The sequence below is a fragment of the Bradyrhizobium canariense genome (assembly GCF_019402665.1).
Lineage (GTDB): Bacteria > Pseudomonadota > Alphaproteobacteria > Rhizobiales > Xanthobacteraceae > Bradyrhizobium > Bradyrhizobium canariense.
On record NZ_VSST01000111.1, the window covers coordinates 1 to 17,526 of the forward strand.

A 17,526-nucleotide genomic window follows, 5' to 3' on the forward strand; every position below is an offset into this window, starting at 1 on the left:
GCCGATCGACTACATCGAGAAGCGCAACGCCGTCGTCGATGCGGTCACCATGGATGACGCCAAGGCGGCCGCAAAGCGCCTCTGGGGCCAGGGCCTCCTGACCGTCGTCGTCGGCCGCGCTCCGCAGGCGGCGGCGCAACCGGCAGCCGCACCGGTGACGAAGTCGAACTGACGTCTTTCGTACGCTTCTGAAATGGCCGGGCTCGCCCGGCCATTTGCATTCCGGGCGCCATTGCCGAACCTAGGCGTCCGGGATATGTCCGGGCATCACGAATGGTGCCACCATGCTGCGGATATCCCGCGATCTCGTCATCGACGAGGACGACATCGAGATCGGCTTTGTCCGCGCCTCCGGCCCCGGCGGGCAGAATGTCAACAAGGTCGCGACCTCGGCGCAATTGCGCTTCGACACCCGCAAACTGACGCTGCCGGAGGATGCCGCGTTGCGCCTGGCCCGACTCGCAGGGCAGCGCATGACCAAGGACGGCGTCATCGTGATCCAGGCCCAACGCTTCCGCACCCAGGAGCGCAACCGCCAGGACGCCATCGACCGCCTTACGGAGATGCTCGGCGAAGCCATGATCCGGCCGAAGCCACGGCGCGCGACAAAGCCGACCTTTGGGTCCAAGCAGCGCCGGCTCGAGGGCAAGAAGCGCCGCAGCGACATCAAGTCGAAGCGCGGCGGGCATTTCGAGGATTGACCGATTGACGAAAAAACCTCCGGCCGCAATGCGACCGGAGGTTTGCCGTTTCGCTGGCTGCGTCAGTAGCGCTTGCCGGTCGCAGCACCGCCCGACACGGAATCGTCAGCCGTGCCCTTGTGCGTCGCGCTGCCGGTGGTCCCGACCGTGCCCTTCGTACCCTTGGTCGACTTCATGCCGACCTTCTCACCCGCGGCTCCCTGCTGTGCGCCGAGATCCTCTTCATCGCCGCTCGAGGCACCGCCCTGCATGGTCTTGCCCTGCGCGCTGCCACGCAACTTGGTGTCCGACGATGCGCCTTGTGCGAGAACCGGTCCCACCAGCAGTGCGGAAAGAGCGCATGCGATTACAGAGGTCTTCACTACCTTCATCCATTTCTCCTGGATTTTGTTCGCGATGAGCGGTTGGTGTTTTCGCCGTTCGCCTGGACTGGACCATCCCATCGCGCAGAGAGCCGAACGGCGCAGTCGCCATGCAATCCGGATCGTGTGGTCATCGTTGAGGGATTTCGCGGCGGTTTCGCGGAATTGTGCTCCTCATATGCGGCGGTGCGGAACAAGTTGCGGACCGCGAACGCGACGCTCGGGCTCGCGGGGTCGTCAACGACGGCCCCCGCGACCGGCGCGATCGTCCAATGTCTTCAGTGCGATAGGCCCCCCTTTTCCCCAGGGCGCCACGCGCCTGTTGCTCACCACATGCTTTTGACGCAACACGGCCTAGAATAGCGTCCCGAATCTGAAATCGAACTCATGCCCGTCCGCCAATTGCCAGAACAGGTCGTCAACCGCATCGCCGCCGGCGAGGTGGTCGAGCGTCCCGCGAGCGTGGTCAAGGAACTGGTCGAGAACGCCATCGATGCCGGCGCCAGCCGCATCGACGTCTTTACCGATGGCGGCGGGCGCCGGCGTATCGGCATCACCGACGACGGCGGCGGCATGACCGCCAGGGACCTCTCACTGGCGGTCGAGCGTCACGCCACCTCCAAGCTCGACGACGAGGACCTGCTGCAGATCCGCACGCTTGGATTCCGCGGCGAGGCGCTGCCCTCGATCGGCTCTGTGGCGCGGCTCTCCATCACCACGCGGCATGCCAGCGAGCCGCATGCCTGGGCGCTCAATGTCGAGGGCGGCGAGAAGTCCGAGATCATGCCGGCCGCGCTCGCGCACGGCACGCGGGTCGAGGTCAACGACCTCTTCTACGCCACGCCGGCGCGGCTGAAGTTCTTGAAGACCGACCGGACCGAGGCGGAAGCGATCCGTGAGGTGGTGCGGCGCCTCGCGATGGCGCGGCCCGAAATCGCCTTCACGCTCGCGGGCGAAGAGCGCGCCCCGGTGACCTGGGCTGCCGCACTGCCCGGCGTCGCCGGTCGCCTCACGCGTCTCGGCGACATCCTGGGGGCAGAGTTCCGCAGCCATGCCATCGAGGTCCATGCCGAGCGCGAGGACGTGGTGGTCGCCGGCTATGCCGCAGCGCCCGCGCTGACCAAAGCCAACGCGCTTGGGCAATATCTCTTCGTCAACGGCCGCCCGGTGCGCGACAAGCTGATCTTAGGGGCGGTACGCGGGGCCTATGCCGATTATCTGCCGCGCGATCGTCATCCGGTGCTGGCGCTGTTCGTCACGCTCGATCCGCGCGAGGTCGACGCCAACGTGCATCCGGCCAAGACCGAGGTGCGCTTCCGCAACGCCGGCCTCGTCCGCGCGCTGATCGTGCACGGATTGAAGGAAGGGCTTGCACGGGAGGGCCGGCGTACGGCCGCCAACAGCGGCGAGAGCGCGCTGTCGTCGTTCCGCCCCGCATTCACGCCGCGCCCGGCAAGCTGGGACTGGCGGGCGTCGCCATCCGCCCCGGTCGCGCCGATGCCGTCATTCGATGGCTCCGCCGTGCCCGCCTTCGCCGAGCGCGCACAGTCCGCGTTCGACGTCGGTGCGCCCAGTGCGGACGTGCGGATCGAAACGCAGCCCGCCGGCGACCTGGTCGACCGTCCGCTCGGCGCGGCGCGCACGCAGATCCACGAAACCTATATCGTCTCGCAGACCCGCGATGGCCTCATCATCGTCGACCAGCACGCTGCGCATGAACGCATCGTCTACGAGCGGCTGAAGGCTTCGCTGGCAGCCAACGGCGTGCAGCGGCAGATCCTGCTGATCCCCGAGATCGTCGAGATGGACGAGGCCACGGTGGAGCGCCTGCTGGAGCGCAGCGAGGAGCTGGGGTCGTTTGGTCTTGCGATCGAATCCTTCGGCCCCGGCGCGGTCGCGGTGCGCGAGACGCCGTCGCTGCTCGGTAAGACCAATGCGGGCGGGCTGTTGCGCGATCTTTCCGAGCATATGGCCGAGTGGGACGAGGCGCTGCCTCTGGAGCGCCGCCTGATGCACGTCGCTGCCACCATGGCCTGCCACGGCTCGGTGCGCGCCGGCCGCAGGCTGCGGCCGGAGGAGATGAACGCCCTGCTCCGCGAGATGGAGGACACCCCGAACTCCGGCCAGTGCAATCACGGCCGCCCGACCTATGTCGAGCTGAAGTTGAGCGACGTGGAGAAGCTGTTCGGACGGAGGTAATTCGAAATTACGGTCGCTTCAAAAGCACGAATTCCGTGTCGTCATAAGGGCGCCGCTCCAATTCCTCGAAGCCTTCCGGCGTGACGAACTGCGCAGCCTTCGCCTCTTCCACGACGAGCAGCGCGCCCGGCGTCAGCCAGCCGCCGTCGCGCAGGCTCGCAAGCGCCTTCTCCGCAAACCCCTTGCCATAGGGCGGATCGAGGAACACCAGCGAGAACGGCTCGACCGGATGCGCAGGCCCGAGATCGGTCGCATCACGACGATAGACTTTTGTCACGCCACCCAAGCCCAGCGTCTCGACATTATTCCGCAGCAGGGCGCGCGCCTCCGCGCCGTTGTCGACGAACAGCACGAATTTCGCGCCGCGTGACGACGCCTCGATGCCCAGCGCGCCGGTGCCGGCGAAGAGATCGAGCACGCGCGCATCCGCAATCGGATCGTCATAGGCGTGCACGAGGATGTTGAACACGGACTCGCGCAGGCGGTCCGCCGTGGGGCGGATGTCGCGCGAGGACGGTGAGGCCAGATTGCGCCCCTTCAATCGACCGCCGACGACGCGCAACGTCAGTCCTCCTTCGGCGCCAGATCGCGCTTGCCGTGATAGCCGCGCTTGGGACGGCGCGGCGGGCCGTAGCCGCTGGCCTCAGCCTCGTTGCGCTCGCGCGCTTCCTCGCTGCCGGTGCGTTGCACCAGGACGCGGCGGCCCTTGCGGTCGTTGATCACGCCGCGCTTGCTCGCGGGCTTCTTCTCGCGCGGCGCGTCGTCTCCCTCATGCGAGGCAGATTTCTGCGGCACGTCGAACTGCGCACCCGATTTCTCGATGATCTTTTCGCCGAGCTGGTCGCGCAGCACGCGGGACTTGATCTCCTCGACCTGGCCCTCGGGGACCTCGCCGAGCTGGAACGGGCCGTAGGAGACCCGGATCAGCCGGTTCACCTCGAGTCCAAGATGGGCGCAGACATTGCGCACTTCGCGGTTCTTGCCCTCGCGGATCGCGAAAACCAGCCAGACGTTGGCGCCCTGGTCACGCTCCAGCGTGGCGTCGATCGGACCGTATTTGACGCCCTCGATCTCGATGCCGTTCTTCAGCTCGTCGAGCTGCGCCTGCGTGACGTCGCCATGGGCGCGGACACGGTAGCGGCGCAGCCAGCCGGTGTCCGGCAGCTCGAGCGTGCGCGCGAGCCCGCCATCATTGGTGAGCAGCAGCAGGCCCTCGGTGTTGAAGTCGAGCCGGCCGACGCTGATCAGCCTCGGCAGACCTTCGGGCAAATTGTCGAATACGGTCGGACGCCCCTCGGGATCGTCATGGGTCGTCATCAGGCCGCGCGGCTTGTGATAGAGGAACAGCCGCGTGCGCTCGCGCTCCGGCAACGGCTTGCCGTCGACGGTGACGACATCGTTCGAGGTGATGTCGAGCGCCGGCGAGTTGATGACACGACCGTTGACGCTGACGCGGCCCTGCGTGACCATCTCCTCGGCATCGCGGCGCGAGGCAAGGCCCGCACGCGACAGCACCTTGGCGATACGCTCGCCAGCTTTCTTCGGCTTGACCTCTTCCTCGCGGCGCGGCCGCCGCTCGGAATCACGATCACGGTCGCGATAGGCGCCGCGACCGCCGAAGGCGGGACGTTTCTCGAAGATCCTGCTCTCGTCCTCGTTTTCGCGGCGTGGACGATCGCCGGTGCGAGCTTCGCTGCGGGGATGCTCGTGCCAGTCGGAGCGGCCCTCGGAGCGCTCGCGCGGACGATCGAATTTCGGGCGATCGCCGCCGCGATCGAACCTGGGACGATCATCGCGGGGGCGATCGAATTTGGGCCGCTCGCGGAATGGACGGTCACCCGATGGACGATCGTCGCGCGAACGCGAAAAGCGCGGACGGTCGTCGCCGCCGCCTTGCCGATCGTCGCGCTTCTGCCAAGGCTTGTCCTGACCGCGGTCGCTGCCGCCAAACTCCTTGCGCGGACCCTTGCTGAAGTCCTTGCGCGGCGGCCGGTCGCCGCGTGGGGCCGCGTCGCGCTTCTGCCAGGGTTTCGAATCGCTGCGCTCGCTGCGATTGCGGTCCGGTGCGCCGCGCGAAAACTTCCGCTCGCCGTCGAACTTGCGTTCCGGACGGTCGCCACGCGGCGCGTAAGGTCGCTTGTCGCCAAACTTCGTGTCGCCGGTTCGGCCGGCCGGACGGGAATCGTCGCGATCCCTGCGCGGCGGACGGTCATCACGCCCATAGGACGGGCGATCACCGCGCGGTTTGAACGACCGCTTCTCGCCATCGCGCGAGGGGCGATCAGAAAATGGGCGGTCGCCACGGGGCTTGAAGGGGCGCTTCTCGCCGTCGCGCGACGGACGATCCGAAAACGGACGGTCTTCACGCGGCTTGAAGGGCCGATCGCCACGCGGCTTGAAGCTGCGCTCACCACGATCTTCGCCGCGCGGCCGGTCTTCCCGATTGAACTTCGGACGGTCGCTGAAGTCGCGGCGCGGGGCGTCGCCCTCCTCGCGGCGGCGGACCGGTCGGCTGTCACGGTCGCCGCGGGGCGGGCGGCTGTCGCCCTTGCCCTCGAAGCCGCGCTTGGCGAACTTCTTCTCGGGGCCCCGCGCCTTGCCGGAACGGCCGCCCTTGGCCGGGCCGCGATCACGACGGCCGCGGGAATCGTTGTCTTTGTCGCTGTCGCGAGGCATGAATAATCTCACTCAGGGGGTGGCCAGAAAGCATTGTGCGCGCTCGTTTCGAGCCGCATGCTCAGGCAAATTCGGTAAGCACTTCTGCTGAAGGCGCAGCTACTAGCAGGTTTCTCGCGATGATACGAGGCTTGAAAGCCCCCTCTTTCATGGATTTGGCGCTCAAAACGGCCGAAAACGCCGGAAAGGCGGGCGAAGTTCCGATCGGATGCGTCGTGGTCCGCAATTACGAGGTCATCGCCACCGCGGCGAACCGGACGTTAACCGACTACGACCCCACGGCTCATGCCGAGATCGTTGCGCTGCGCGAGGCGGCCAAAAAGATCGGCAGCGAGCGCCTGGTCGACTGCGACCTTTACGTGACGCTGGAGCCCTGCACCATGTGTGCGGGCGCGATCTCGTTTGCAAGGGTGAGGCGCCTGTATTACGGCGCCGCCGACCCCAAGGGCGGAGCGGTTGAATCAGGCGTGCGGTTCTTCACCTCGCCGACCTGCCATCACGTCCCGGATGTCTATTCCGGGGTCGGCGAAAGCGAGGCGGCGCGGCTGCTCAAGGACTTCTTTCGCGAGCGGCGCTAAGGCGCGGCAAAGAACTCGCGCAGCGCCTTCGCGGTCACATCCGGGTTCTCCTCGGTGAGGAAGTGTCCGGAATCCACCGGCATGCCATCCACGTTGGTCGCCCACTGCTTCCAGATGTCGAGCGGGGTGGCGGCGGCTTGCGCCACCCCGGCATTGCCCCACAGCGCCAGCATCGGAATCGTGATCTTCTTGCCGGCCTCGAAATCGGCCTTGTCGAGATCGTAGTCGAAATAGGCGCCGGCGCGATAATCCTCGCACATCGCATGCACGCGGGCGGGATCGCGGAACGGGGCGATGTAGTGTTCGAGCGCACGCTCGTCGATGGCCTCTAACGTCTTCGACCTGGTCTGGCTTGCCATCTTGAAGCGCAGGAAGAACTCGCCATTGCTCGCAATCAGCGTCTCCGGCAACGGCGCGGGCTGCGCCAGAAAAGTCCAGTGATAGATCTTCAGCGCGTAGGCGCGGTTCATCCGCTCCCAGTAATTATAGGTCGGCAGGATATCGAGCACCGCGAGCTTCGACAGCCGGCCGGGATGATCGAGCGCCAGCCGATACGAGACGCGGCCGCCGCGATCGTGGCCGGCGAGCGCGAAGTGCACGTGGCCGAGGCGCTCCATCGCCTCGACCATGGCCTTGGCCATCGCGCGCTTGCTGTAGGGCATGTGCAGCGCGTCGCTCTCGGGCATGTCGGACCAGCCATAGCCGGGCAGATCGGCGATGATCAGCGTGAACTGGTCGGCCAGCTGCGGCGCGACGCGGTGCCACATCACGTGGGTCTCGGAGAAGCCGTGCAGCAGCAACAGCGGCGGTCCCTTGCCTCCGACGCGGGCGAAGATGCGGCCGAAGGAGGTGTTGATCCATTCGGAGGCGAAGCCGGGATAGAGGTCGGCGAGATCGGACATCTTCTGCATCCTTATCTGTCAGCGTGGGCTGTTCGGTCTTGAGAATGCCCCAAAACAAAAAAGTCGAAAAACAACCCCATGCACAGTAGCTAAGTCCAACAGCCGCCTACACAATTTCGGAGTGCCGACGGCGCGGGCACGCGTGCGAAAAAAGCCTGTCAGCCCTTGGACTTCTCGGCGTCCACCGCCTGCCAGCCGATGTCGCGGCGGCAAAAACCTTCCGGCCATTTGATGCGGTCGACGGCCTGATAGGCGCGCGCCTGCGCCTCCGTCACGGTCTTGCCGAGCGCGCAGACATTGAGCACGCGGCCGCCATTGGCGAGGATGGCGCCGTCCTTCTCGACCGTGCCGGCGTGGAAGATCTCGGCGGTCTCGACCTTGGCGGCGTCGTCGAGCCCCTCGATCCGCGTACCCTTCTGATAGTCGCCGGGATATCCCTTCGCCGCCATCACCACCGTGAGTGCGGCTTCCGGATACCAGCGGAGGTCAAAGTTCTTCAGCTGGCCGTCGCAGGCGGCGAGGAAGGCCGGCACGATGTCCGACATCATCCTGAGCATCAGCACCTGGCACTCGGGATCGCCGAAGCGCACGTTGAACTCGAACAGCTTTGGGCCCTGCGTCGTCAGCATGATCCCGGCATAGAGGATGCCGCGAAACGGCGTGCCGCGCTGCTTCATGCCGGCGACTGTCGGCAGGATGATCTTGGCCATGATCGCGTCATGGACCGCCGGCGTGACCAGGGGCGTCGGCGAATAGGCGCCCATCCCGCCGGTGTTCGGACCGACGTCGTGGTCGAACACGCGCTTGTGGTCCTGCGCGGACGCCAGCGGAATGGCGGTCTCGCCGTCGCACAGCGCGAAGAAGCTGATCTCGCGGCCCGGCAGAAACTCCTCGATCACGACCTCGGCGCCGGCCTCGCCAAAGCCGCCCTCGAACATCATGGCGATGGCGTCCTCGGCCTCGCGCACCGACTTGGCGACGACGACGCCCTTGCCGGCGGCAAGGCCGTCGGCCTTGACCACGATCGGCGCGCCCTGGCTCTGGACGTAAGCGCGTGCATCGGCGGCGTTAGTGAATCGCTTGTAGGCGCCGGTCGGAATGCCGAATTCGGTGCACAGCGCCTTGGTAAAGCCCTTCGAGCTTTCGAGCTGGGCGGGGATCCTGTCCGGCCCGAACGCCTTGATGCCGGCGGCGGTGAGGTCATCGACGATACCGGCCGCCAGCGGCGTCTCCGGGCCGACCACCACGAGCTCGACCGCGTTCGTCTTGCAGAAAGCGATCACGGCGGCATGGTCGGCGACATCGAGCGCCACGCATTCCGCCTCGCGCGCGATCCCGGCATTGCCCGGCGCGCACCAGAATTTGGTCACCAGGGGAGAGGCCGCGATCTTCCACGCCAGAGCATGTTCGCGGCCGCCGGAACCAAGCAGGAGAATGTGCATAGAAGGCTCGAAATGAGGGGTTTTGCTGGGGGCGGAGGTCGCATGAATCGGGGTGGGGCTCAAGGGATGTTGCCTCAAACTCCCCGTCATTCCAGGCTCATGCCGGCGTGGCGCCTCGGACGGACGGCGGGTGCCAAACTTGGTTTCCCCGCGATGATCTCCTGCAACGCCGCCCCCTTTAACCCATGACGGTCGCCGCCGAGACATCCGCATCGACGGTCTTCTGCTTGACGGTGTGGCGCTTCCGGCAAAGCTCGAGCACCGCGCATGTGGCGAATGCGAGCATTCGAATTCTTCCATCAAATTCAGTAGCTTCCGGAAGGGCTGCCAAGTAGCCTCCCTAGTCCTGGATACTCAAGATAAATCACCAGGCCAGTATAAAAATATATCCAGGATTTAAAAATAAGTCTCCTGGATAGTTGACTACCATATCCAGGCCCGGTATTTCACATCACATTGATCACACCAAAGGAGCTTTCATGATTCCCTCTGACAACGGATTGCCCAAACCGCTCGGCACGCTCGATGAAGTCCTCGACACCGGCGACACATCCGAAAAGCCGATGAAGGTTTTCATCGGTCACAACCTTGGTAGCCGCACGTTCCTCATGCAGATGCCAATGCACGAATTTTACAGCATGTCCGAGGTGGCGAACGATCCCGGCCGCGATGGAGATACGGTTGCCCAGCGAAAGCTTGATCCTGCCCACGCACAGAAGCTCGCATTGTACATTTTGAAGGGATTGGTCTCAGCAGCTATCGAACGACGCCAGATCGCAGGGAAGCCCGTTCCCGAGGCGCTCAAGAGCGTGATGGAGCACTTGGGCCGTCAGCCATACATGGCGCTTCAGCCTCTCGTCGTGAACATTCGAGATTGCAATCCACGGGGGGCGGACATCCGAGGTGACCGGATGCTCGACAAGCGAACTGAGGAGACTGCTGCCTTCCGAGTTTTCTTGTCACAGCGACACGTTCTTTGGGTCGTTGATGGTCAGCATCGTCGGAAAGGAATGCAGTTGGTGTTCGATTTCCTTGAGAGTGTTCGCACCACTCGCGCATATCCGAAGAAGGGGAACCTGGCGGGCTTCAAAGATGGCGAACCTGCGACGGGGGATGAACTTGCGGTTTGGGAGGAGTGTTTCGAAGTGGCTCGCAGTTACTGCACCTTGTTGTTGGAGGTGCATCTCGGATTGAACGCCGATGAAGAGCGTCAGCTTTTCCACGATCTGAACAGGCTGGGAAAGAAGGTCGATACCAACCTCGCCCTGCAGTTTGACAACTCGAATCCGATTAACTTGTTCATTAAGGATAAGCTCATCAACGCTGACGCTATCGGAATTACTGTGTCGGAGGTGGACGTTAAGGATTGGTCAGACGACAAGGGGGCGTTGCCTCGGAAGGATATGGTGGCCGTCAATGCCATTCTGTTCCTCAACAAGACCAACATCAGCAGCGCCACCCCGGCTCTTGTGGATGGTAAAGAAGATACGGCCTATCGCTTCTGGACGGCCGTACATGCCATTGATGGTTTTGGTGAGGAGCGCGCTCGCCAGAAGACAGTTGCAGCTCAGCCAGTTGTCTTGAAGGCTATCGCAAAGCTGGTGTTCGATTTTAGCTTTAGCAATCGCCGTCCTGACGACGGAGATGATTTGACCGAAAAGCTGCTGTCTAATCTGACCGATATCGACTTCAGCCACGAAAATCCGATGTGGCGATATTACGAGCTGTCGGTTGCGGAGCGTAGCAGATACGGATTGACCGCGTTGGCCGGCTACTTGCCAGCGGAGGAGACTGGCAACCGCGACCTCGGTAGCTACCAGGGCGGCTATATGAGGTTCGGTGCCAAGCACAACGACATCTATCCCATACTCGGCGACATGATCCGATGGAAGCTGGGGTTCCCGTCCCGCCACTCGAACGAAGCGGCCTCGGCATCCTCAGAGGCCGCTTAATCCAAGAGGGCGGCGGTCTCCGACTGGAAGGCCGCCGCTCCTCTCAGTGTCAGGAATATGAGACAATGAGATACTGTATGAGTACGGTGACAGTGCACCAATTTCCAAAGCCAGCGTAGTTGATACCATTTAGTGCACTGTCAGCGTAATCCTAGCGCTCCCAGTTGTATGGCCTCCGAAGGTTGGTCACCTTCAAGCACAATCTTGCTTCGCGAGTTTCGGGCACATTGAAAACAAAGATTGTCTTCTTTTCTGTTTGCCCTGGCTGAAGTACCGACCCAATCCCGCGCTCGTTTGTTGCGAGTTCGCCAGGGCACTCGGCCGACTTGGACGGCACGAACATCCAGCCGAAAGAAACGTCGACCACTGGCCGCTTCGAGACATTGGTTATCTTGAATTCAACAGTTCGGGTGGCACAAGATTTCGTGTCACAGAGCGTTCTCACGTCGCTGACTTTCACGCTCTGAAGGAGGTCTTGGCGGCTCTCATTGAGTTCAGCGAACTGGGCCCTATATTCCTCTTCGTTCTTTTTTTGCGCAGCTTGAATTCGCTGTTGCTCGCGTTCGGCCTCAAACTCTCTCCCGAATTCACTGTGCAGCTTAGATTGATAGCCTGCTGGGGCATTCTCGGCCGAGACCCTGAGCCAACGAATCTTCTTATCCTTGCCCTCCCGGACATTTATCAAAAATTGAAAATCGGATCTGCACTGCGTGGAGATTGTCGTGATGAGCACACGCTCTCTTATATCGTTTTCCGGGATCTCTATGTCGCCCTGCTTGCCAAGGACAAGACCGAGTGCCGCCCTAACCTCCTCCAAGGGCACATCTGGCAAAACCGCAGCCTTGACTTTGAGGGCCAAGCTCTCCATGCGAGGAATGTCCGCCGCTATGCACGGTCTGGCAGCCTCTTCGTTTGAGCGCTTGCGCTCCTCGGCTTGGCGTCTGATTGCATCTCTTTCTTCATATTCTGCTTGAATCTTCACGCAGTCCTTCCACGCGAAGTACTGCGTCATGCTCGGATACATTACCGTGCAACGATGCTCGATATCTGAACTGTCTGCGCGTACAGTAAGCGGACTGAGTATGAGCACCAGGGCAATGATCCATCGAGCCAGCATCACGTAGATAGCTCCTCAGCTCAATCTTCGGCACCAAGGAGACGTCCGTCCTCCCGCACCCATTCGCCGCAGTCAACGATATACGGTCTCTATTCGTGCTCGGCTTTGAATCGGCGCTGTGCCTCGTCTAGCTCCCGCGCGGTGTCTCGATCCTTGCGCCACTCGCGGTATGCGTAACGTCCGTTGTAAAAGATGCATCCGATCAGAAGAAGCAGCCAAATCGGCACACCTGCGAATTTGAGATCGAGGATTTCCATGCTCCACCCCGGTTATTTTTGATGGGGCCGCTCGACAGGTTGTCGGATCAGCGCCGCAACGTAGCCATACATAGAGAAATCAATCCCACGTCAAATACGCTCGCGACACCATCCTACCTGGACTACCCAAGGTTTCAAGAGGACCCACCGTTAGACTGCTCTGGTGCCTGAAGGTAGATCGCGACCTGCATCTGGCCACTAGTCGCGGGCGCCCCTCCTTGTCAGGGAACTACGGTGACTGCGCACGAAACGCCAAAGCCAAAGCAGCAATTTACATAATGCACTGTCACCGTAATCCGACTCTACTCTCTTACGCCATCAGGGAAGTTGCCTATCCGCAGCCAAGTGGTAGCGAGATTGTTTGGGGTATTGAAAAGTCGCCAATCAACGTCATTCCCGAAGCGGGTTACGGGATTAGAGAATTCCTTGAACCCCAATCGCTGCCGAACATCGCCGCCCTCCTGCAAGATCGGCTGAACGTAATACTTAACGGAGACAACTCGCTTTGTTGTCCGAAAAAACTTCATTGCCACATCACGCAGGATGGCCAACGACTCTGGGTCGTCATCCCATGCATACGGATATTTCACGAACAGGATTGAGGGTTCGCCTTCCGGAAACTGCTTCCGCCCCTTCCTAAGGGTGTTCTCCACCGAGGTTGGCGAAAACTCTTGGCCCTCAATTTTGCACTTGGCGTCAGCACAGGCGAACAGACCGTTGGGCAGCTTCACCACAATATCGTAGTCGTGCCCCTTTTTCATAATCGGTGTCACATACTTGAATTCAATGCCGTGGATGAAAAGCATCCGGCCAAGAGCCAGCTCCGCGAGCGACGCCTCGATGTCTCCCGTTCGCATACGATCAACGCAAGTGTCTACCCCCTCAACCTGCTGAAGATTGTACAGCACCTCCGCTAGGTCGATGATTTTCGTATGGCTAATGGCCATAGAAAGATGGTCCGTTTCATCAAGCGCGAGCACGTTGGGCTTAGCGCCCGGCAAGATGTGCCTTGTTACCCATTCCTCGCCGATAATCTCATTGAGTACCGCAACGGCAAGGTAGACGCTGGCCATCTGCTTATTGAGCTCGTGATGCTCCCTTAACAAATTCGCATGAGTGCGACGGAGCGCTTCGGGCGTGATGCGACGGAACGTCACTGGAGTTAGATCTCCAGAATTTCGTGGAGGATGGCGACAATGTACCTTTTGATTTGGAGAACAGCCTTGCGTTCCGTTCCAACATGAGCGGCGACAGAGGATCGGTCGTAGACAGCGCGAAACAGGCTCCCCACCAGTTCATCAATCGTCAAGGCCGTCTGCTCCGGTACCACCCCTGACGATTTGCTCTCGCCCCTCGCCTTGCGGATGAAGCGAACCTTTTGCTTCATCGTCGGGCCTTTTCTGTCTGGCTCTCGCCTATACCCATCGGACGCCTCGACATCGGCGTCAGGGGCCAGATGATCCAATGTTTCTCGGAACGCCTCGCGTAGTTCTAGCGCGGGACCGCGAAACGAGACCCGATTGTCGTCGGCTAGGTCGGCGATTGCCTGCCGGAATGAGAGCGCGGCAGACGGTACGAGTCCCTCCAAGGTCTCGATGATGCGCTGGTCCTCGTTGGTGATGGCGGCCTCCACCTTGACCGATCGCCCGCGATCCCTCTCCAGTTTGGCGACCACATCAGGGGAAATCTCCCGAAGCACGCGGAACGCCGTTGCGTACTTCGATTTCGCACTCTCGGCCTCGGCGAGCCGAATCAGGATTTCGAACTCATCCGACAAAAGCTGAGCTTCTTCTTCGAGCCCAGCGCCGATAAGTCCGAGCTGCAGGTTCTGAAAGAACGACTGTCCCAAGCCGCGAGCTTCCTCCCGCAGCGGAATTGACTTAACCCTAGCGTTGGGGACGCGATTGATCTTCTTTTGGACCTTTGAAGCTTCTGATATGAGCGCCCGCCAATCATCGACGGTGTCGCTCATCGCTTGCCTTTCTTTACTTGCTTCTTGACCGGCCGGCGCGTCGATTTCGCGCTAGCGTCCTTGTTTGGCAGCTTATGGGCCACGAGGTTATGCCCGACCGAGTTAAGCCTATATTGGCCGCGTTCTAGGGCGTTGAGGTAGCCCGCGTTCTTAGCGTTAGTGAGCGTCATGCTTCCAGTGGCCGTCGGCAGCTCGAAATCAGCCTGGATGAAATAGGGCTTGATGTCCTCCGGCGTAATGTAATCACGCCGCTCCGCCGGGGGCGCAAGCTGTGCAAGATAATAGGCCATCACCGCCACCTTCTCGTTCATCGTCTTTGGCGACTTGAGAGCGGCAAACGACCTGATGTCCTGCCTCGGTTGATCAGGGATAGGCGGCGGCGCAGCCGGAGTTATGGGCGTGGGCGGGGTCGGCAAACCGGGATGCTGTATTGGAGCCGGTGCCGCGCCAAGCGATATACCAAGACGCTTCATAACGAAGTCCAGCGCGTGCTCTCGGGCTTCCTTATCAAGAGGCGTCAGTGCTTCCATCAGTGTTGAAATTGCCTTTACGACCTCGTCCTCGGCCATGCCTACCCCCGGTCAATTAAAAAGCGGAGACATGGTCTCGGCTAAAAACCTCAGGTAGCAGATTCATCCCGGGTGGGCTACCAGGCGTTGTCGGCTTTCAACCGCTCTCGGATGTGCTGATCTCGCAGGGATACGGCCTCCGCCGTGACGACCACGAGGCAAATCAGCGCTAAGCCTAATAGCTGCTTGCCCGTCATATCCATTTGGTCGGTGGTTTTCTTCGCCAATAGTCAAGTCCAGCAGAGCCCGAAACAGAAGACGTTACGCCTTCACGGCTATTTACCCGCCACATGACGCAGCAGCACGCCGCACCATTTGATGTCCAAAGAGGCTTCTCACGGTGCATCTAAGTCAGTTGACCGTCGAGGGTGATGGGGACGGTAAGAGTTCCCGTCAGCTTCGGAGGATCAAACCTGCCTCCCCGCAATAATCTCCTGCAACGTCGCCACATGCCGCGCAAACGCGCCGCGCCCCGCTGCGGTCGCGGTGACCGTCGTCTGCGGCTTCTTCCCAACAAACGCCTTCTCCACCGAAACGTAGCCCGCCTTGGCCAGCGTCTCGATATGTGCGCCGAGATTGCCGTCGGTGGCGCCGGTGAGCTTTTTCAGGCGCGCGAACTCGAGGCCGGCGGTAGCCGGCAGCGCGTTGAGCGCCGCCATGATCTTCAGCCGCAACGGCTGGTGGATGATGTCGTCGAGCTCGGCCATCAGATCCGCCGCATCCAGAGGCCGCCGAGGATCAGGCCACCGCCGTTGACGAAGGCCATCCAGAGCGGGAACGCCTCGCCGATATAGAAATAGCCGATCAGCGTCAGCGCGGAGATGCCGAGACCGATCGCCATGAAGGCATAGCCGAACCAGAGACCCGCCAGCGAATAGAACAGCATGAAGTAGAGCGGCCAGCCCGTAGGATGGGTTGAGCCCTTGCGAAACCCATCGCACTTGTTTCGTGGTAACGTCCCGTCATGACCTCGTACCGCCGCAACTTCGTTTGGGGTGGGTGTTTCTTCTTCACCGTCAACCTCGCGGAGCGGAAGCTAGCGTTGCTGACGGATCATATCGGGTTGTTGCGCACGGCGTTGCGTGAAACGCACCGACGCCATCCATTCACGACCGATGCCATCGTGGTGCTGCCCGATCACCTTCACACGGTGTGGACGTTGCCAGAAGGTGATGCCGATTTTTGCAATGCGCTGGCAGTTGATCAAATCCACCTTTTCGCGCGGTCTGGCGCGCAACGAGAGGATATCCCCAAGCCGCGCGGCTAAAGGTGAACGGGGCATCTGGCAACGCAGATATTGGGAGCATACCATTCGCGACGAAGCCGATGTCGCGCGGCATGTAGACTATGTTCATATCAATCCGGTCAAGCACGGGCTCGTCGACAGAGTCCGTGACTGGGCGCCCTCCTCGTTTCATCGCCACATAAAGCTCGGCAATTACCGGGCCGATTGGGCCGGCGATCAGTCGGATGACGGCCGCGATTTCGGAGAACGGGGATAGAGAAGCGATGGGTTTCGCAAGGGCTCAACCCATCCTACGAGCTGAAGACGTCAGCTAGGAAGCCAAGAGCGGGCGCTTCCGGAACCATCATCGCTCGATCATCCCGCAGGTCCCGCTCGCCGAGTCGCACAACGGGCGTGAATAGTATGATGTATGCAAGATCCTGCTTGCGCGGCGAGACGCCGGCAGCGTCTCCGCAAATGTCCGTGCTTGATCTCGACCAATGGCTCTGTTTGGATAGTTGCGTTTCGCGCAACTCGTATTCGGATAATCATAGTGAATGAAAGAGATGGATACCGGCGTTCAATGGATGCTCTTTCACAAGAGAAAGCATCGTGACCCTCTACCGTACCGGCATCGGGAATCGGCTTTTGGCGGCGCTGCCGCCGGCGGATCTCGGCTTGCTCACGCCCCACTTCCGGAAGGTCTCCTTTGGGCCAGATGCCGTTTTGGTGCGCTCGGGCGACGAGATGGACCCGGTCTATTTTCCCCATAGCGGCGCAATCGCCTTCATGCTCGATATGCCGGACGGGCAAACGGTCGCAACCACCTTGATGGGACGGGAAGGCGCTTTGGCCTCTTTCTCCGTACTCGGCCCATCGCTTTCATCCGTGACCGCGATTGCACGCATGGCTGGCACAGCATCATTGATTTCCGCCGCCAAATTTCGGGATGCCTATGCGCAAAGCGCGGCCATCAGGAATGTCGTTCAGCTCCACGCCCGCGCGGTGTTATTGCAACTCCAGCACGTAGCCGCTTGCAACGCGCTGCACCGGGTGGATGGCCGCATGGCGCGGTGGCTTCTGCAGCTTCACGACCGCGTTCCCGATGACCTCCTCCCGGTGACGCAGGAGGCGCTTGCGCAATTGCTTGGGGTGCGGCGGACGACAGTGACTCTGACGATGAGCAAGCTACGCGAGGCCGGAGCCGTCCCCTCCGACCGGCGCGGATTTGTTGAGATCGATCGGGCGCGGCTCGAGAGGGTCGCATGCGACTGCTATGCGCTTATGCAGCGCAAGATCGATCGGATGTATTGCCAGGAATTGTCGGCGCCCCAGCCTACCCGTGCGCCGTTCCGGGAAAGCGCCATCGTCTCGTCCGGCGGAGCGAGGGGTGAATCCAGAGCCGTTTCGCGGGCGGAGAAGTAGAGACCATGCGATGACCGCCTTCGGTCAGAAGCTGCCATTAGGTAGCAGGCCGGCGCAGGTCCGCAACGGGTCACAAGCCGTCGATCACGCCCGTGGTGGGAGACTTCCGCTTTGCGTTAGTAAGCCGACGTTTATGATGGGGTGGACGC

Annotated in this window: 17 protein-coding genes and 3 pseudogenes; 7 read left to right on the forward strand and 13 right to left on the reverse strand. The window is 61.7% G+C overall.

Going from position 1 to position 17,526, the window contains the following annotated elements; genetic code table 11:
• A pseudogene (locus FXB41_RS41375) lies at positions 1–172 on the forward strand (insulinase family protein); the annotation flags it as partial.
• Positions 173–284: 112 nt separating this feature from the next.
• Positions 285–701, forward strand: a complete 417-nt coding sequence (gene arfB, locus FXB41_RS39645; protein WP_007596892.1) for an alternative ribosome rescue aminoacyl-tRNA hydrolase ArfB — start codon at positions 285–287, stop codon at positions 699–701.
• A gap of 62 nt (positions 702–763) precedes the next feature.
• On the opposite strand, the gene FXB41_RS39650 is transcribed toward arfB, so the two are convergent.
• A complete protein-coding gene (locus FXB41_RS39650; protein WP_219685625.1) occupies positions 764–1,072 on the reverse strand; it encodes a hypothetical protein in 309 nt (102 codons plus the stop codon).
• A gap of 378 nt (positions 1,073–1,450) precedes the next feature.
• On the opposite strand from FXB41_RS39650, the gene mutL reads away from it, so the two are divergent.
• Positions 1,451–3,262 carry a DNA mismatch repair endonuclease MutL gene (gene mutL, locus FXB41_RS39655; protein WP_219685626.1) on the forward strand — a complete coding sequence of 604 codons (1,812 nt, stop codon included), beginning with the start codon at positions 1,451–1,453 and terminating at the stop codon, positions 3,260–3,262.
• Between the two features lie 7 nt (positions 3,263–3,269).
• Here mutL and rsmD read toward each other — a convergent pair whose 3' ends face one another.
• Positions 3,270–3,824, reverse strand: a complete 555-nt coding sequence (gene rsmD, locus FXB41_RS39660; protein WP_219685627.1) for a 16S rRNA (guanine(966)-N(2))-methyltransferase RsmD — start codon at positions 3,822–3,824, stop codon at positions 3,270–3,272.
• 2 nt (positions 3,825–3,826) lie between these two features.
• The gene (locus FXB41_RS39665; RefSeq protein WP_219685628.1) at positions 3,827–5,938 is read right to left on the reverse strand and encodes a pseudouridine synthase; all 2,112 of its coding nucleotides are present in this window, start codon (positions 5,936–5,938) and stop codon (positions 3,827–3,829) included.
• A gap of 119 nt (positions 5,939–6,057) precedes the next feature.
• On the opposite strand from FXB41_RS39665, the gene FXB41_RS39670 reads away from it, so the two are divergent.
• Positions 6,058–6,516 (forward strand): nucleoside deaminase, encoded by a 459-nt coding sequence (locus FXB41_RS39670; protein ID WP_007596901.1) that lies wholly within the window; start codon positions 6,058–6,060, stop codon positions 6,514–6,516.
• On the opposite strand, the gene FXB41_RS39675 is transcribed toward FXB41_RS39670, so the two are convergent.
• Both FXB41_RS39675 and purD read right to left on the reverse strand, forming a co-directional pair.
• Positions 6,513–7,418 carry an alpha/beta fold hydrolase gene (locus FXB41_RS39675; protein ID WP_219685629.1) on the reverse strand — a complete coding sequence of 302 codons (906 nt, stop codon included), beginning with the start codon at positions 7,416–7,418 and terminating at the stop codon, positions 6,513–6,515. The genes FXB41_RS39670 and FXB41_RS39675 overlap by 4 nt on opposite strands.
• A 158-nt stretch (positions 7,419–7,576) precedes the next feature.
• Complete coding sequence (gene purD / locus FXB41_RS39680) at positions 7,577–8,860, reverse strand: phosphoribosylamine--glycine ligase (protein ID WP_219685630.1); 1,284 nt, start codon at positions 8,858–8,860, stop codon at positions 7,577–7,579.
• Between the two features lie 479 nt (positions 8,861–9,339).
• On the opposite strand from purD, the gene FXB41_RS39685 reads away from it, so the two are divergent.
• The gene (locus FXB41_RS39685) at positions 9,340–10,812 is read left to right on the forward strand and encodes a DNA sulfur modification protein DndB (protein WP_219685631.1); all 1,473 of its coding nucleotides are present in this window, start codon (positions 9,340–9,342) and stop codon (positions 10,810–10,812) included.
• A gap of 151 nt (positions 10,813–10,963) precedes the next feature.
• On the opposite strand, the gene FXB41_RS39690 is transcribed toward FXB41_RS39685, so the two are convergent.
• The 8 genes and pseudogenes from FXB41_RS39690 to FXB41_RS39725 form a co-directional block, all read right to left on the reverse strand.
• On the reverse strand, positions 10,964–11,824 hold the full coding sequence (locus FXB41_RS39690; RefSeq protein ID WP_219685632.1) for a hypothetical protein: 861 nt from the start codon (positions 11,822–11,824) through the stop codon (positions 10,964–10,966).
• 194 nt (positions 11,825–12,018) lie between these two features.
• Positions 12,019–12,186: an intracellular growth attenuator family protein gene (locus tag FXB41_RS39695; protein WP_219685633.1), complete on the reverse strand. Its 168-nt coding sequence runs from the start codon at positions 12,184–12,186 to the stop codon at positions 12,019–12,021.
• Between the two features lie 302 nt (positions 12,187–12,488).
• On the reverse strand, positions 12,489–13,343 hold the full coding sequence (locus tag FXB41_RS39700; RefSeq protein WP_219685634.1) for a hypothetical protein: 855 nt from the start codon (positions 13,341–13,343) through the stop codon (positions 12,489–12,491).
• A gap of 5 nt (positions 13,344–13,348) precedes the next feature.
• On the reverse strand, positions 13,349–14,158 hold the full coding sequence (locus tag FXB41_RS39705) for a pPIWI-associating nuclease domain-containing protein (protein ID WP_219685635.1): 810 nt from the start codon (positions 14,156–14,158) through the stop codon (positions 13,349–13,351).
• A complete protein-coding gene (locus FXB41_RS39710) occupies positions 14,155–14,727 on the reverse strand; it encodes a hypothetical protein (RefSeq protein WP_219685636.1) in 573 nt (190 codons plus the stop codon). Before FXB41_RS39710 ends, FXB41_RS39705 begins: the two co-directional genes overlap by 4 nt.
• 77 nt (positions 14,728–14,804) lie before the next feature.
• Positions 14,805–14,954 (reverse strand): hypothetical protein, encoded by a 150-nt coding sequence (locus FXB41_RS39715; protein WP_219685637.1) that lies wholly within the window; start codon positions 14,952–14,954, stop codon positions 14,805–14,807.
• Positions 14,955–15,134: 180 nt separating this feature from the next.
• Positions 15,135–15,434, reverse strand: a complete 300-nt coding sequence (locus FXB41_RS39720) for a winged helix-turn-helix domain-containing protein (protein WP_151644260.1) — start codon at positions 15,432–15,434, stop codon at positions 15,135–15,137.
• A pseudogene (locus FXB41_RS39725) lies at positions 15,434–15,628 on the reverse strand (hypothetical protein); the annotation flags it as partial. The pseudogene FXB41_RS39725 and the gene FXB41_RS39720, both read right to left, overlap by 1 nt.
• Positions 15,629–15,691: 63 nt before the next feature.
• Between FXB41_RS39725 and FXB41_RS39730 the strand changes: the two are divergent.
• Positions 15,692–16,229, forward strand: a pseudogene (locus tag FXB41_RS39730) (REP-associated tyrosine transposase).
• A 335-nt stretch (positions 16,230–16,564) separates the two neighbouring features.
• A complete protein-coding gene (locus tag FXB41_RS39735) occupies positions 16,565–17,377 on the forward strand; it encodes a Crp/Fnr family transcriptional regulator (protein ID WP_219685638.1) in 813 nt (270 codons plus the stop codon).
• Positions 17,378–17,526 lie beyond the last annotated feature (149 nt).

Bases quoted from the DNA above. Each gene is read 5' to 3' on its own strand.
- purD (WP_219685630.1), bottom strand. From the start codon at position 8,860: ATGCACATTCTCCTGCTTGGTTCCGGCGGCCGCGAACATGCTCTGGCG.
- FXB41_RS39675 (WP_219685629.1), bottom strand. From the start codon at position 7,418: ATGTCCGATCTCGCCGACCTCTATCCCGGCTTCGCCTCCGAATGGATC.
- FXB41_RS39650 (WP_219685625.1), bottom strand. From the start codon at position 1,072: ATGAAGGTAGTGAAGACCTCTGTAATCGCATGCGCTCTTTCCGCACTG.
- arfB (WP_007596892.1), top strand. From the start codon at position 285: ATGCTGCGGATATCCCGCGATCTCGTCATCGACGAGGACGACATCGAG.
- FXB41_RS39720 (WP_151644260.1), bottom strand. From the start codon at position 15,434: ATGGCCGAGCTCGACGACATCATCCACCAGCCGTTGCGGCTGAAGATC.
- FXB41_RS39705 (WP_219685635.1), bottom strand. From the start codon at position 14,158: ATGAGCGACACCGTCGATGATTGGCGGGCGCTCATATCAGAAGCTTCA.
- FXB41_RS39690 (WP_219685632.1), bottom strand. From the start codon at position 11,824: ATGACGCAGTACTTCGCGTGGAAGGACTGCGTGAAGATTCAAGCAGAA.
- FXB41_RS39665 (WP_219685628.1), bottom strand. From the start codon at position 5,938: ATGCCTCGCGACAGCGACAAAGACAACGATTCCCGCGGCCGTCGTGAT.
- FXB41_RS39710 (WP_219685636.1), bottom strand. From the start codon at position 14,727: ATGGCCGAGGACGAGGTCGTAAAGGCAATTTCAACACTGATGGAAGCA.
- mutL (WP_219685626.1), top strand. From the start codon at position 1,451: ATGCCCGTCCGCCAATTGCCAGAACAGGTCGTCAACCGCATCGCCGCC.
- FXB41_RS39695 (WP_219685633.1), bottom strand. From the start codon at position 12,186: ATGGAAATCCTCGATCTCAAATTCGCAGGTGTGCCGATTTGGCTGCTT.
- FXB41_RS39685 (WP_219685631.1), top strand. From the start codon at position 9,340: ATGATTCCCTCTGACAACGGATTGCCCAAACCGCTCGGCACGCTCGAT.
- FXB41_RS39670 (WP_007596901.1), top strand. From the start codon at position 6,058: ATGATACGAGGCTTGAAAGCCCCCTCTTTCATGGATTTGGCGCTCAAA.